11 protein-coding genes are annotated in these 14,709 nt (G+C 50.7%); 9 read left to right on the top strand and 2 right to left on the bottom strand.

The genetic code is table 11. From position 1 onward, the window contains the following. Nucleotides 1-42: 42 nt before the first annotated feature. Together glnD and map are read right to left on the bottom strand one after the other, a co-directional pair. The gene (gene glnD, locus SPM24T3_RS18585) at nt 43-2,739 is read right to left on the bottom strand and encodes a bifunctional uridylyltransferase/uridylyl-removing protein GlnD (RefSeq protein WP_009638346.1); all 2,697 of its coding nucleotides are present in this window, start codon (nt 2,737-2,739) and stop codon (nt 43-45) included. A 91-nt stretch (nt 2,740-2,830) separates the two neighbouring features. Then, complete coding sequence (map, locus tag SPM24T3_RS18590; protein WP_009638347.1) at nt 2,831-3,637, bottom strand: type I methionyl aminopeptidase; 807 nt, start codon at nt 3,635-3,637, stop codon at nt 2,831-2,833. Between the two features lie 432 nt (nt 3,638-4,069). Here map and rpsB point away from each other — a divergent pair, with 432 nt between their 5' ends. The 9 genes from rpsB (at nt 4,070) to bamA (ending at nt 14,642) form a co-directional block, all read left to right on the top strand. After that, nucleotides 4,070-4,795, top strand: a complete 726-nt coding sequence (rpsB, locus tag SPM24T3_RS18595; protein ID WP_009638348.1) for a 30S ribosomal protein S2 — start codon at nt 4,070-4,072, stop codon at nt 4,793-4,795. A 272-nt stretch (nt 4,796-5,067) separates the two neighbouring features. Further along, entirely contained in the window at nt 5,068-5,919 is an 852-nt protein-coding gene (gene tsf / locus SPM24T3_RS18600; protein WP_009638349.1) for a translation elongation factor Ts, read from the top strand. Between the two features lie 190 nt (nt 5,920-6,109). After that, the gene (gene pyrH, locus SPM24T3_RS18605; protein WP_009638350.1) at nt 6,110-6,841 is read left to right on the top strand and encodes a UMP kinase; all 732 of its coding nucleotides are present in this window, start codon (nt 6,110-6,112) and stop codon (nt 6,839-6,841) included. Nucleotides 6,842-6,932: 91 nt separating this feature from the next. Beyond that, nucleotides 6,933-7,490 (top strand): ribosome recycling factor, encoded by a 558-nt coding sequence (gene frr, locus SPM24T3_RS18610; protein ID WP_009638351.1) that lies wholly within the window; start codon nt 6,933-6,935, stop codon nt 7,488-7,490. A gap of 235 nt (nt 7,491-7,725) precedes the next feature. Further along, the gene (ispC, locus tag SPM24T3_RS18615; RefSeq protein WP_009638352.1) at nt 7,726-8,922 is read left to right on the top strand and encodes a 1-deoxy-D-xylulose-5-phosphate reductoisomerase; all 1,197 of its coding nucleotides are present in this window, start codon (nt 7,726-7,728) and stop codon (nt 8,920-8,922) included. Nucleotides 8,923-9,163: 241 nt separating this feature from the next. After that, nucleotides 9,164-9,922, top strand: a complete 759-nt coding sequence (ispU, locus tag SPM24T3_RS18620; RefSeq protein ID WP_009638353.1) for a (2E,6E)-farnesyl-diphosphate-specific ditrans,polycis-undecaprenyl-diphosphate synthase — start codon at nt 9,164-9,166, stop codon at nt 9,920-9,922. A gap of 9 nt (nt 9,923-9,931) precedes the next feature. After that, nucleotides 9,932-10,780, top strand: coding sequence for a phosphatidate cytidylyltransferase (gene cdsA / locus SPM24T3_RS18625; protein ID WP_009638354.1), 849 nt, complete (start codon nt 9,932-9,934; stop codon nt 10,778-10,780). Between the two features lie 39 nt (nt 10,781-10,819). Next, nucleotides 10,820-12,181: a sigma E protease regulator RseP gene (gene rseP, locus SPM24T3_RS18630; RefSeq protein WP_009638355.1), complete on the top strand. Its 1,362-nt coding sequence runs from the start codon at nt 10,820-10,822 to the stop codon at nt 12,179-12,181. A gap of 34 nt (nt 12,182-12,215) precedes the next feature. Next, a complete protein-coding gene (gene bamA, locus SPM24T3_RS18635; protein WP_009638356.1) occupies nt 12,216-14,642 on the top strand; it encodes an outer membrane protein assembly factor BamA in 2,427 nt (808 codons plus the stop codon). Nucleotides 14,643-14,709 lie beyond the last annotated feature (67 nt).

Here is a 14,709-nt window from a genome sequence, read left to right on the forward strand (position 1 = left end):
TGCTAGTGATGTTGAAAGTAAAAAAGCCAAGCGTTATTTGTATCATATTTTGTCGAACGGATTGAGCACCTCGGTCAATCTTCGCTGAATTTCCCTGCGGGTTTGCTTGTCCAGCGCACGACGATCGCTGTTGGCTAAAATAAACAAATCCTCTACGCGCTCGCCGATGGTCGAGATCCTTGCGCCGTGCAGTGAAAGACCCAAATCTGAGAATACTTCCCCCACGCGTGCCAACAAGCCCGGTTGGTCCAGCGCGATTAGCTCCATGTAGGTTTTGCGATCAGTATGCGTTGGCAGGAAACTGACTTCGGTCGGCACGCTGAAATTGCGCAGCTTGGGCGACGGACGACGGGCACGAGGCGGCTGGTAGGCCTGAAGCATTGCCTGTTCCAGCGCGAAACGAGTAGTTTCGTGGCGGTCTTGCGTCAGCGGATTGCCGTCCGGTTCGAGCACGATAAAGGTGTCCATTGCCATGCCGTCGCGGTTGGTAAAGATCTGTGCGTCGTGGATGCTCAGATTTCGCCTGTCCAGTTCCCCCGCCACGGCAGCAAAAAGATAAGGTTTGTCCGGGCTCCAGATAAAGATCTCGGTTCCGCCGCGCGTCGCCTGATGACTCACCAGCACCAGTGGTTTGGTGGAGTCGTGATCGAGCAAGTGGCGGGCGTGCCAGGCCAGCTGATTTGGCGTGTGACGCAGGAAGTAATCGGAACGGCAGCGGCTCCAGATATGATGCAACGCCTCTTCGTCGATATTGTCCATACGCAGCAGCGCCAAGGCCTGCAATCGATGATGGCGCACCCGCTCGCGCAGGTCCGGAGTATGTTGCGTGCCGCGACGAAGCTGTTTTTCAGTGGCGAAATACAGTTCGCGTATCAGGCTCTGCTTCCAGCTGTTCCACAGCGTTTCATTGGTCGCGCAGATATCTGCCACCGTCAGGCACACCAGGTAGCGCAGGCGGTTTTCAGTCTTCATCTCGGCTGCGAACTGCTGGATTTCAGTAGGATCCTGAATATCGCGACGTTGAGCGGTGACAGACATGAGTAAGTGACAGCGCACCAGCCACGAAACCAGCTGACTGTCTACGGAACTCAGCCCGTGGAGCTCGGCGAACTCTTGTGCATCGTGTGCGCCCAGCACTGAGTGATCGCCGCCACGGCCTTTGGCAATGTCATGGAACAGCGCCGCCATCAGTAAAAGTTCTGGCTGCGGCAGGCGCGGGAACAGGTCGACACACAGTGGATGGCGCGGACGAGTATTTTCATCGGCGAAACTTTCCAGCTTTTGCAGCACGCGAACGGTATGTTCATCGACAGTGTAGGCGTGGAACAAGTCGAACTGCATCTGGCCGACAATCAGGCCCCACTGCGGCATGTAGGCCCATAGCACGCTGTGGCGATGCATAGGCACCAGCGCTCGTGAAACGGCTCCCGGATGACGCAAAATAGCCATAAAAATTTCACGCGCTTCGGGGATCATGCACAGCGGCGTTTGCAAATGACGACGGGTGCGGCGCAGCAGGCGCACGGTGGTCGAATAAATGCCTTTGATTTCGCGATGGCGGACCATCAGGTAAAACATGCTGATAATCGCCTGCGGCTCGCGGTCAAACAGTGTTTCGTCGCGAACGTCGATAAGGTCGCCGCGCAGCTGGAAGTTGTGGTCCAGCGGGCGCGGTTTTTCATTTGGCCCGATAGCCAAAATCGCCTCATCAAACAGTTGCAGCAGCATCTGATTCAGCTCGCCGACGCGGCGGGTCATGCGGTAGAAGTCTTTCATCATCCGCTCGACCGGCTCATTGCCTTCACCCTGATATTGCAAAAGTTGAGCAACGTTGAGCTGACGATCAAACAGCAGGCGGTTATCGTAGCGGTTGAGGATCAGATGCAGCGCAAAACGGATACGCCACAGGAAACTCTGACATTCGTTTATTTCATTGCGCTCGGCCTTGGTCAGGAAGCCGAAACTGACCATTTCGTCCAGCGACGTGGCACCAAAGTGGCGACGCGCAACCCATAACAGGGTGTGGATATCCCGCAGGCCGCCGGGGCTGCTTTTTATATCCGGCTCGAGGTTATAGCTGGTGCCGTGGTAGCGCTGATGGCGTTCATTCTGCTCGGCGATTTTCGCCCGGAAGAAGGTTGGAGAGGGCCAAAAACCGTCGCTGAAGATGTGCTTTTGCATATTCAAAAACAGAGCGACATCGCCGCAAATCAGGCGCGATTCAATCAGGTTGGTAGCAACGGTAAGGTCTGCCAGGCCTTCCAGCAAACATTCTTCCAACGTGCGCACGCTGTGGCCGACTTCAAGCTTGAGGTCCCAAAGCAGGGTAATCAGTTCACCAATGCGCTGCGCCTGATCTTCGTTAAGACGTTTCTGGCTGAGGACCAGCACGTCAATGTCTGAAAGCGGATGCAGCTCACCGCGACCGTAGCCGCCAACGGCCACCATCGCAGTTTCAGGAATTTTATCAAAACCATAGAAGATCCATAGTCGTTGCAGCATCTGATCGATATACAGCGCCCGAGCGGCAACCAGCTCCTCGACGCGTTGCCCGCAGTTAAACGCCTCGGCCAGCCAAAGCTGGAATTCATCCATGTGCTGTTTCAGCGATTGGCGATCCAGCTCGTTATCTTTATATGTTGAGGGCGAAGCGGGTTTGTCAGGGAATGCGCGGGTAATCTCGACCGGCAGGGGCAAGGCTAGATGGATAAGATTTTTAGACAGAAATGAATCAGACATAAGTGCGTAGCCCTGCATTGATGTAAATAGACGACAAGACACTATGATAAAAAAGCCGACTTTTGCGCCGGCTTCGAAATTTTTTCAAGACTTAGTTTGCTGCTGTAGTCTCGTGAACCAAAATGTTTGGCAGCGTTTCATCTTTACGCAGGGTCATGATTTCACAGCCGTTCTCAGTGACAACCAGAGTGTGCTCGTACTGTGCCGACAGGCTGCGGTCTTGCGTCTTCACCGTCCAGCCGTCTTTCATGGTGCGGATACGGAAACCACCGACGTTTACCATCGGCTCGATGGTGAAAGCCATGCCAGCCTGCAGCACCACGCCACCGTCATCGCCATCATAGTGCAAGACCTGTGGTTCTTCATGGAAGCCTTCGCCGATGCCGTGTCCGCAGTAATCGCGAACCACAGAGAACTTCTCGGCTTCAACGAACTGCTGAATTGCTTTGCCCAGCGTACGCAGTCGGATACCCGGTCTGACCATTTTCAGCGCCAGATACAAGCTTTCTTGCGTTACACGGCAAAGGCGCGCGCCCAGAATGGTTGGCTTGCCGACGATAAACATGGTTGAGGTATCACCATGAAAACCGTCTTTGATGACCGTGACGTCAATGTTGACGATATCACCGTCTTTGAGCAGACGTTCGTCGCTTGGAATACCGTGACATACCACTTCATTGATCGAGATACACACTGACTTCGGAAAGCCGTGGTAACCCAGGCAGGCAGGTATGGCCTGCTGATTCACAGTGATATGCTCGTGACAGATGCGGTCAAGTTCAGCCGTGCTGACGCCGGGTTTAATGTGCGGTTCGACGATCTCCAGCACTTCGGCAGCCAGGCGGCCAGCGACGCGCATTTTTTCGATGTCTTGAGGTGTTTTGATTGAAATTGCCATGAATGAATCCTGCGGGTGTCATGTTTTTGACGACCTTTGCTAAAACAGCCTTTCTTTATGCCTGCCGGTCGACAATAATATTAGATGGGCTCATGGTATCAGCCCTGTTCTGAGCTGCCAAATTATCATTCTTCCGCCGCGCTTTTGTTTAAGTTTAGTTGGTTTCTGGTCCGAATTTATGGTATAAAGCGCGCCGGCAATCACTGTATTGTCTTTGCAGAAAGACTCAGGTCTTGTTGCAGCAGGCAAAAAGTGGATGAGCCAAATACTCACTCATTTGTGTACTTATTCGTTTAATAAGTAATAACACACACGTATCGACACCTGCGCCGGGGTGCTCTGGAATTGCTGTCTGACGATGGCTTTTTACGGGGTCGGTTGCACGGGATACGTGGAGGCATAACCCCAAACATTTACTATAGAGGTTTTATCATGGCAACTGTTTCCATGCGCGACATGCTCAAGGCCGGTGTTCACTTCGGTCACCAGACCCGTTACTGGAACCCGAAAATGAAGCCATTCATTTTCGGCGCACGTAACAAGGTTCACATCATCAACCTTGAGAAGACTGTACCAATGTTCAACGAAGCTCTGGCTGAGTTGACCAAGATCTCTTCCCGCAAAGGTAAGATCCTGTTCGTTGGTACCAAGCGCGCAGCAAGCGAAGCGGTAAAAGACGCTGCACACAACTGCGATCAGTTCTTCGTGAACCATCGCTGGTTGGGCGGTATGCTGACTAACTGGAAAACCGTTCGTCAGTCAATCAAGCGTTTGAAAGATCTGGAAATTCAATCACAAGACGGCACTTTCGAAAAGCTGACCAAAAAAGAAGCTCTGATGCGTACTCGCGAGCTTGCGAAGCTGGAAAATAGCCTGGGCGGTATCAAGGATATGGGTGGTCTTCCTGATGCACTGTTTGTTGTCGATGCCGACCACGAACACATTGCAATCAAAGAAGCTAACAACCTGGGTATCCCGGTATTCGCTATTGTTGATACCAACTCCGATCCGGATGGCGTTGACTTCGTTATCCCTGGTAACGATGACGCAATCCGTGCAGTGAATCTGTACCTGAGCGCCGTTGCTGCCACTGTTCGTGAAGGCCGTTCTCAAGACTTGGCTGTTCAGGCAGAAGAAAGCTTCGTAGAAGCTGAATAATAAGGACGGCTCCGATATACCCAATAGATTTCAAGGTGCAGGAAGGCGGCAACTGAACGAATCCCCCGGAATTTACATCAGTAAATGACTGGGGTGAGCGAGGGCAGCCAACGCACATGCAGATTGAAAGATGATGGGTATGCAGCCCTTATTAACCAGGTATTGAATATGTTGGTTAGGGGGCCTTAATTGGCCCCCTTTGCTTATCTTAAATGCGAGAAATATCCTACTGCAAAACGACTTTTTGCACTGGGATAATCGAGGAAACTACAATGGCTGATATTACCGCTGCCCTGGTAAAAGAACTGCGCGAACGTACTGGCGCTGGCATGATGGACTGCAAAAAAGCTTTGGTTGAAGCTAACGGCGACATCGAGCTGTCTATCGAAAACATGCGTAAATCTGGCGCGATCAAAGCTGCTAAGAAAGCAGGCAACGTAGCTGCTGACGGCGTGATCAAAACCAAAATCGAAGGCAACTACGGTCTGATCCTTGAAGTTAACTGCCAGACCGACTTCGTTGCTAAAGATGGTGGTTTCCAGGCTTTCGCTGAAAAAGTGCTGGATGCTGCTTTCGCTGGCAAAATCACTGACGTTGAAGTACTGAAAGCACAGTTCGAAGAAGAGCGCGTTGCTTTGGTTGCCAAAATCGGTGAGAACATCAACATTCGCCGTATCGCTTCTCTGGAAGGCGACGTTCTGGGTAGCTACCTGCACGGTGCTCGCATCGGTGTTCTGGTTTCTGCTACTGGTGCCGATGAAGAGCTGGTTAAGCAAATCGCTATGCACGTTGCTGCAAGCAAGCCAGAATTCGTTAAGCCAGAAGACGTTTCTGCAGAAGTTGTAGAAAAAGAGTACCAGGTTCAGCTGGACATCGCACTGCAGTCTGGCAAGCCTAAAGAAATCGCAGAGAAAATGGTTGAAGGCCGCATGAAGAAATTCACCGGCGAAGTTTCTCTGACTGGTCAGCCTTTCGTTATCGAACCAAGCAAAACTGTTGCTCAGGTTCTGAAAGAGCACAACGCTGACGTTGTTAACTTCATCCGCTTTGAAGTGGGCGAAGGCATCCAGAAAGCCGAGACTGATTTTGCTGCAGAAGTTGCTGCAATGAGCAAACAGTCTTAATGCTGGATTGATGCAAAAAATGGAACCGCTGCAATTGGCGGTTCCGTTTTATCCAGCCTTGAAATATCCAGGGGTTCAACCCTTTAGCAGTTATGTCAGACTGTAGTTTTTGTCTGATAACATCACAGGATTTGTGATGCAAAAAAAACGACCATCCCATTACGACACATTGCTTCTTAGGACAGACACCATGGCTACCAATGCGAAACCCGTTTATCAGCGTATCCTGCTAAAACTCAGTGGCGAAGCCCTGCAAGGCAGTGAAGGTTTTGGTATCGATGCGAGCGTTTTGGATCGCATGGCACAGGAAGTTAAAGAACTGGTTGAGCTGGGCATCCAGGTGGGTGTCGTGATTGGCGGCGGGAACCTGTTCCGTGGTGCCGGTCTTGCTCAGGCAGGAATGAACCGCGTGGTGGGCGATCACATGGGAATGCTGGCCACAGTTATGAATGGTCTGGCAATGCGTGATGCACTGCACCGTGCCTATGTGAATGCGCGCCTGATGTCGGCAATTCCGCTTAACGGTGTTTGCGACAATTACAGCTGGGCCGAAGCAATCAGCCTGCTGCGTAATAACCGTGTCGTGATTTTTGCAGCCGGTACTGGCAACCCATTCTTTACTACCGATTCTGCGGCCTGTTTGCGCGGGATTGAAATTGAAGCCGACGTGGTTCTGAAAGCGACTAAAGTTGACGGTGTGTTCTCTGCCGATCCGGTTAAACACCCAGACGCGACCATGTTCGACCACCTGACTTATACTGACGTGCTGGATAAAGAATTGAAAGTCATGGACCTTGCCGCCTTTACGCTGGCTCGTGACCATAATCTGCCAATTCGTGTTTTCAACATGAACAAACCAGGCGCACTGCGCCGCGTGGTTATGGGCGAAAACGAAGGTACGCTGATTTCCAAAGGCGAATAACCTGCTGTTGTCCCAGACGACCATTTTGAATATTCACGGACTATACTAAGACTATGGTCTGCCTAGTAATCTGTTTCCAAAGGTTCGCAACGTGATAAATGACATCAGAAAAGATGCTGAAGTTCGCATGGGCAAATGCGTTGAAGCATTCGAAAACAACATCAGCAAAATCCGCACCGGCCGTGCACAGCCGAGCATCCTCGATGGTATTCAGGTTGATTACTACGGTTCAAAAACTCCGCTGCGCCAGTTGGCCAACGTAGTCGTAGAAGATGCTCGTACTCTGGCAGTCACCGTGTTTGACCGCTCTATCAGCGCTGCTGTAGAAAAGGCCATCATGACTTCAGATTTGGGTCTGAACCCAATGTCTGCTGGCAGCACCATCCGCGTTCCATTGCCTCCGCTGACTGAAGAGCGTCGTAAAGATCTGATCAAGATCGTACGTGGCGAAGCAGAGCAGGGCCGTGTTTCAGTGCGTAACGTGCGCCGTGATGCCAACGACAAAGTGAAAGCTTTGTTGAAAGACAAAGAAATCAGTGAAGATGAAGATCGCCGTTCTCAAGACGATATTCAGAAAATGACTGATGTCTTCATCAAGTCAATCGACAAATCTCTGAGTGATAAAGAAGCCGAATTGCTGGATTTCTAATCATTTTGCAGGCAGTTTACGAAGCGTCGCTTAAGCGGCGCTTAATTTTTTTTAAATCGGCATTTCTCCTAAAACTCCCATACTTAATTGTAAATTAAGAATTTATCAATAAAATGGGCAGCATTCCTTCGTAGTGAACCACAGTATTTGGTGCTTAAATCTGATAGACAAGCGGCCCGATGAGTAACAGACTGTGTCACTTCCGATAATGACTATCGCTATACTGAGTACCTTCATGAAGCAACTGACTATTCTTGGCTCCACGGGTTCTGTAGGCACCAGCACACTTTCGGTTGTGCGCTCTAATCCCGATGCCTTTAGTGTTCGTGCGCTGGTCGCCGGAAATAATGTTCAGGTAATGGCTGAGCAATGCCTCGAGTTTTCCCCGCAATATGCTTCGATGGGCGATGAGACGTCTGCAGCAGCACTGCGCCTTGTTCTGCAGGAGCAGGGGAGTAAAACCGAGGTTCTTTCCGGCGTTAACGCCGCCTGCGAACTTGCAGCGCTGGATGATGTCAGCCAGGTTATGTCGGCTATTGTTGGGGCAGCAGGACTCCTGCCAACGCTGGCGGCAGTAAAAGCCGGTAAACGCGTCTTGCTGGCAAATAAAGAATCCCTGGTGACTTGTGGTCGCATCTTTATGGATGCGGTACGTGAAAGCCAAAGTCAGCTATTACCGATCGACAGCGAACACAATGCTATCTTCCAGAGCCTGCCCGAAAAGGTGCAGCAGCAGATGGGCTATGCCTCACTGGAAGAAAACGGTGTATCGCGCATTATTCTGACCGGCTCAGGTGGTCCTTTCCGTGAACTTCCATTGGCAGAGTTTGACGCCGTGACGCCGGAACGCGCCTGTGCACACCCTAACTGGTCAATGGGCCGTAAAATTTCCGTCGACTCTGCCACCATGATGAATAAGGGGCTGGAGTATATTGAAGCGCGCTGGCTGTTTAATGCTTCTGCGGAACAGATGGAAGTGATCATTCATCCTCAGTCGATGATTCACTCGATGGTTCGTTACATTGATGGTAGCGTGCTGGCACAGCTGGGTTCCCCGGACATGCGCACGCCAATCGCTCATGCGATGGCTTATCCTGCACGAGTTTCAGCAGGCGTCCAACCACTGGATTTCTGCAAGATGGGGGCGTTAACGTTCAGCGAGCCAGATTATGTTCGCTATCCGTGCCTGAAGTTGGCGATTGACGCGAGTCGAACTGGCCAGTCTGCCACTACGACGCTGAATGCCGCCAATGAAGTCTCGGTTGCGGCCTTTCTCGCAGGGCAGATTCGCTTCGGTGACATTGCCAGACTGAATCAGCAAGTATTGGAAAAACCATTGCCTGCAGAACCTACCTGCGTAGAAGAGGTTTTAGAGATAGACCGTTCTGCCAGAGACAGCGCATTCTTGTTATTAAAGACATTTACTCTGTAAAATTATGCGTCATTGGTTGAGGCTGTTTGTTCGAACAACGTTGAAATGATATAGTCTGCGCCTCCTGACTACGTATAATTGTGTTTCATGGCAATACATATTTATTTTTAGCACGTTGGTAGTCAGGTGAAGCCGTGCCTGTTGGGTTCACGGCTTTTTTACGCGCACGCTCCATCATGCACGCGAATGCAGGGTTTCAGGTGACGTCGTTAATTCTAGCTGAAGGAAAAGAGTAGGGGTTATGTCGCTCGAAAATCAACAAATGACTGATACAACTTGTCTGCTACCGCGCCATGTAGCCATCATTATGGATGGGAATGGCCGTTGGGCTAAACGCCAGGGAAAAATGCGAGTCTTTGGTCATAAAGCGGGAGTAAAGTCCGTACGTAAAGCGGTTAGCTTTGCTGCAAGCCATCATTTAGATGCGCTCACGCTTTATGCCTTCAGCAGTGAGAACTGGAATCGCCCAATTCAGGAAGTTTCTGCGTTGATGCAGCTTTTTATTCGCGCTTTGAACAGCGAAGTGAAAAGCCTGCATAAACATAATGTTCGCTTGCGGGTGATTGGCGATGTCAGCCGCTTTAGCTCGCGTCTGCAGGACATGATCCGCAAGTCTGAAACGCTGACACAAAACAATGATGGCCTGACTCTTAACATTGCCGCCAATTACGGTGGACGTTGGGATATCATTGAAGGCGTAAAGAAGCTGGCAGGTCAGGTTGAAGCTGGTACACTTCGGGCGGACCAAATCACGGAAGAGGCACTGGATGCTTCAGTTTGTATGAGTGAGTTGGCACCTGTTGACCTGGTGATCAGAACCGGTGGGGAACATCGTATCAGTAATTTCCTGCTTTGGCAGATAGCCTATGCGGAACTTTACTTTACTGACGTCCTCTGGCCTGATTTTGATGAAATTGTCTTTGAAGGTGCGCTGAATGCTTTTGCACAACGCGAGCGTCGCTTCGGGGGGACTACACCTATCGGCGCCGATGCGTCCTAGGGAGAACTTTTGCTGAAGTATCGCATTATTACAGCTTTGATTTTGATTCCTCTGGTCATTGCTGCGCTATTTTTATTACCGCCTGTCGGTTTTACCGTCGTTACTATTGTCGTCAGTATGTTGGCTGCCTGGGAATGGGGACAATTTGCCGGATACAAGTCACGAACTCAGCGTGTATGGTTGGCTATTCTTTGCGGGTTTGTATTAACTGCCATGATGTTGAGTCTTCCTGCCTATCAACAGTCGGTTCACCTGCTGCAAATCAGCGGTTCACTGTGGCTGGGGTTGGCCTGGTGGATACTGGCGCTTGTGCTGGTTGTTTCATATCCCGGCTCTGCTGCGGCATGGCGGAATTCGCGTGCGCTTAAACTGATTTTCGGTTTATTGACCATTGTTCCCTTCTTCTGGGGCATGCTGTCGCTGCGCCTTTATGGCTATGCAGAAAATCATTACAGCGGTGCGTGGTGGTTGCTGTACGTGATGCTGTTAGTATGGGGTGCAGATTCCGGCGCTTACTTGTTTGGTAAGCTGTTTGGCAAACACAAGCTGGCGCCTAAAGTATCACCGGGTAAAACCTGGGAAGGTCTGGTTGGGGGTCTGTTGACCTCTGCAGTGATATCCTGGCTGTTTGGGCGCTATGCGCCGTTGAACGTAGTTCCTGTAACCCTGTTGATTTGTTCTGTGATTGCCGCTTTAGCCTCTGTTCTTGGTGATTTAACCGAAAGCATGTTCAAGCGTGAAGCAGGGATTAAAGACAGTGGTAATTTAATACCTGGCCACGGCGGGATTATGGATCGTATTGACAGTTTAACTGCTGCGGTGCCGGTTTTTGCCTGTCTGATGCTGTTGGTGTATTAATCTTCTGCCAGCGGCAGTTTTTAAGGGAAAGTTAGGATTATGATGAACATACTCTGGAGCCTGGCCGCCTTTATCGTCGCATTGGGGGTGCTTATCACCGTGCACGAATTTGGCCATTTCTGGGTTGCTCGTCGCTGCGGTGTACACGTTGAACGTTTCTCGGTCGGTTTTGGTAAGGCGCTGTTGCGTCGAACCGACAAACAGGGAACTGAATACGTTTTGGCCCTGATCCCGCTGGGCGGCTATGTCAAAATGCTCGATGAGCGTGTTGAGGCGGTCGCCCCGGAACTTCTTCATAAATCCTTCAATAACAAAGCCGTCTGGCAGCGCGCGGCCATTATCAGCGCGGGCCCCATCGCCAACTTCATTTTCGCTGTTTTCGCCTACTGGCTGGTGTTTATTATCGGCGTTCCCAGCGTGCGCCCGGTTGTCGGCGAAATTACGCCGCAATCCGTTGCTGCACAATCCAATATTTTACCGGGCATGGAACTTAAGTCAGTTGCCGGTATCGAAACGCCTGATTGGGAATCTGTTCGCATGGCGTTGATTGGCGAAATTGGAGATGCGAAAACGACCATCGGAGTTGCGCCGTTTGGCTCATCTCAGTCCCAGGTGGTTGAAAAGCAACTTGATCTCGACGCCTGGCATTTTGACCCGGAAAAACAGGATCCTGTCGTTGCCCTGGGGATCATTCCTCGTGGGCCTCAGATAGTGCCTGTTCTGGCTCAGATACAGGCTGACTCTGCTGCGCAGAAGGCTGGTTTGCAAGCCGGAGACAGGATCGTTAAAGTTGATGGTCAGGTTTTGGTAAGTTGGCAAGCTTTTGCGCTTCAGGTACGCGATAATCCTGGCAAATCGATGGTATTAGACGTCGAGCGCAACGGACAACCTTTGAACTTAACGCTGATACCAGACACTAAATCAGTGGGTAAAGGGCAGGTGCAGGGTTTTGCCGGGGTAGTACCAAAAATTATCCCACTGCCTGACGAGTATAAAACGATTCGCCAGTATGGGCCGTTGGAAGCGTTATCCGAGGCTGGGGATAAAACCTGGCAACTGATGAAGTTAACGGTCAATATGCTGGGCAAGTTAATAACCGGCGATGTGAAGCTGAATAATCTGAGTGGCCCTATCTCCATTGCACAGGGCGCAGGTTTGTCAGCTGAATACGGATTTGTTTACTACCTAATGTTTTTGGCATTGATAAGTGTCAATCTCGGTATTATCAATCTGTTCCCATTACCGGTGTTAGATGGTGGTCACCTGCTGTTTCTGGCAATAGAAAAGCTCAAGGGTGGGCCAGTTTCCGAGCGAGTTCAGGACTTCAGTTACCGCATTGGCTCAGTTTTGCTGGTGTTGTTGATGGGGCTTGCACTTTTCAATGATTTCTCCCGTCTTTAAGGCGGGGATTAGGTTAGGAAGACGCATAACAACGATGGCGATCAAAAAGTTGCTCATAGCGTCGCTGCTGTTTGGCAGCGCGACCGTATACGGCGCAGATGGATTCGTAGTGAAGGATATTCATTTCGAAGGCCTCCAGCGCGTTGCCGTCGGTGCGGCGTTACTCAATATGCCGGTTCGCGTAGGTGATACCGTTACCGACGATGATATCAGTAATACCATTCGTGCATTGTTTGCCACTGGCAACTTTGAGGACGTTCGCGTTCTGCGTGATGGCGATACCCTGATTGTTCAAGTCAAAGAGCGCCCAACCATCGCCAGCATCACTTTCTCCGGCAATAAAGCGGTGAAAGATGACATGCTTAAACAAAACCTTGATGCCTCTGGCGTCCGGGTTGGCGACGCGCTTGACCGTACACAAGTCTCGAATATCGAAAAGGGCCTCGAAGACTTTTACTACAGCGTCGGTAAATACAGCGCGTCGGTAAAAGCCGTCGTGACTCCTTTGCCACGCAACCGCGTTGACTTGAAACTGGTCTTTACCGAAGGTTTGTCTGCTCAAATCCAGCAGATCAACATCGTCGGTAACCACGCATTCAGCACCGATCAATTAGTTTCCCAGTTTCAGCTACGTGACGAAGTGCCGTGGTGGAACGTCATTGGGGATCGTAAATACCAGAAGCAAAAACTTTCTGGTGACCTCGAAACCTTACGCAGCTATTACCTTGATCGCGGTTACGCGCGCTTCAACATCGACTCGACTCAGGTCAGTCTGACGCCGGACAAGAAGGGTATCTACATCACCCTGAATATCCACGAAGGCGATCAGTACAAAGTTGCCGGTGTTCAGGTTGCGGGTAACATGCAAGGTCACTCGGCTGAAATTGAAAGTCTGAGCAAAATCAGCAATGGTGAGCTTTATAACGGCGCCAAAGTGACCAAGATCGAGAATGATATCAAAGCTTTGCTGGGTCGTTACGGATACGCATATCCAACAGTGACCACGCAGCCTGAAATCAACGATAAAGACAAAACCGTTATTCTGCATATCAATGTCGATGCCGGTAACCGTTACTATGTCCGCCACGTTCGCTTTGAAGGTAATGACACCAGCAAAGACAGCGTACTGCGTCGTGAAATGCGTCAGATGGAAGGTGCATGGCTTGGCAGCGATCTGGTAGACAAAGGTAAAGAGCGTCTGAATCGTCTGGGTTATTTCGAAACCGTTGATGTTGAAACTCAGCGCGTTCCGGGCACTGCCGATCAGGTTGACGTTGTCTATAAAGTTAAAGAGCGTAACACCGGTACATTTAACTTTGGCGTAGGCTACGGTTCAGAAAGCGGCGTTAGCTTTACCGTCGGCGTTCAGCAGGATAACTGGTTAGGTACGGGTTATCAGGCTGGCATTACCGGCACTAAAAATGATTACCAAACCTATACCGAGCTGACTGTTACCAACCCGTATTTCACGGTTGATGGCGTGAGCCTGGGCGGCCGTCTCTTCTACAACGACTTTAAAGCAGATGACGCGGACCTGTCCGAGTATACCAACAAGAGCTACGGTTTCGGCACCACGTTGGGCTTCCCGGTCAACGAGAACAACTCGCTTCGTCTGGGTGCGGACTATGTCCACAATGACCTGTCAAATATGGAACCGCAGGTTGCGATGTTCCGTTACTTGTACAGTGCGGGCAAAAATCCAAACGTTGTCGCGGGTCAGAATAATACGTCGGACGCGAGCTTTAGCGCCAATGACTTCTTCCTGACTACGGGTTGGGGTTACAACAACCTGGACCGTGGCTTCTTCCCGACAGCGGGTACCAAAGCCAGCCTGAGCGGTAAAATTACTGTTCCGGGTTCAACCAACAAGTATTATAAAGTCACCTTCGACGCTACCAGCTATCTGCCTCTGACCGAGAGTCACAAGTGGGTGCTGATGGGACGTGCTCGTGCCGGTTATGCTGACGGCCTGGGCGGTAAAGAAGTGCCGTTCTACGACAACTTCTATGCCGGTGGTTCAAGCAGCGTCCGTGGTTTCCAGTCGAATACCATTGGTCCTAAAGCGGCTTACTACAACTGCCCAACAGGTGCGACTTCCTATAACGGTTGTCCGGTAACCAACTCTGACGATGCGGTCGGCGGTAACGCGATGGGCCTGTTGAGTGCCGAGCTTATCGTACCTACTCCGTTTGTGGGTGATAAATACGTCAACTCACTGCGTACCTCGTTGTTCGTTGACTCTGGTACCGTGTGGGATACCAACTGGCACAATACCGCAGAAACTATTGCTGCCGGTATTCCAGACTATAGCAAACCAGGCAATATTCGTGCTTCATCCGGTATCGCATTACAATGGCAGTCTCCGTTGGGACCTCTGTCGTTCTCTTATGCGCAGCCAGTCAAGAAATACGAAGGTGATAAGCCAGAACAGTTCCAGTTTAACATCGGTCAAACGTGGTAATCTGTTAAAACTACTGAGCCTTATCAGCAGAAACGCATAAGGTCCGAGTAATTACTCAGGCCTTATG

This window comes from Serratia sp. M24T3 (genome assembly GCF_000257645.1).
GTDB lineage: Bacteria > Pseudomonadota > Gammaproteobacteria > Enterobacterales > Enterobacteriaceae > Rouxiella.

Coding starts and splice junctions, on each gene's coding strand:
- ispU (WP_009638353.1), top strand. CDS start 9,164: ATGTCGCTCGAAAATCAACAAATGACTGATACAACTTGTCTGCTACCG.
- pyrH (WP_009638350.1), top strand. CDS start 6,110: ATGGCTACCAATGCGAAACCCGTTTATCAGCGTATCCTGCTAAAACTC.
- glnD (WP_009638346.1), bottom strand. CDS start 2,739: ATGTCTGATTCATTTCTGTCTAAAAATCTTATCCATCTAGCCTTGCCC.
- rpsB (WP_009638348.1), top strand. CDS start 4,070: ATGGCAACTGTTTCCATGCGCGACATGCTCAAGGCCGGTGTTCACTTC.
- ispC (WP_009638352.1), top strand. CDS start 7,726: ATGAAGCAACTGACTATTCTTGGCTCCACGGGTTCTGTAGGCACCAGC.
- tsf (WP_009638349.1), top strand. CDS start 5,068: ATGGCTGATATTACCGCTGCCCTGGTAAAAGAACTGCGCGAACGTACT.
- rseP (WP_009638355.1), top strand. CDS start 10,820: ATGATGAACATACTCTGGAGCCTGGCCGCCTTTATCGTCGCATTGGGG.
- bamA (WP_009638356.1), top strand. CDS start 12,216: ATGGCGATCAAAAAGTTGCTCATAGCGTCGCTGCTGTTTGGCAGCGCG.
- map (WP_009638347.1), bottom strand. CDS start 3,637: ATGGCAATTTCAATCAAAACACCTCAAGACATCGAAAAAATGCGCGTC.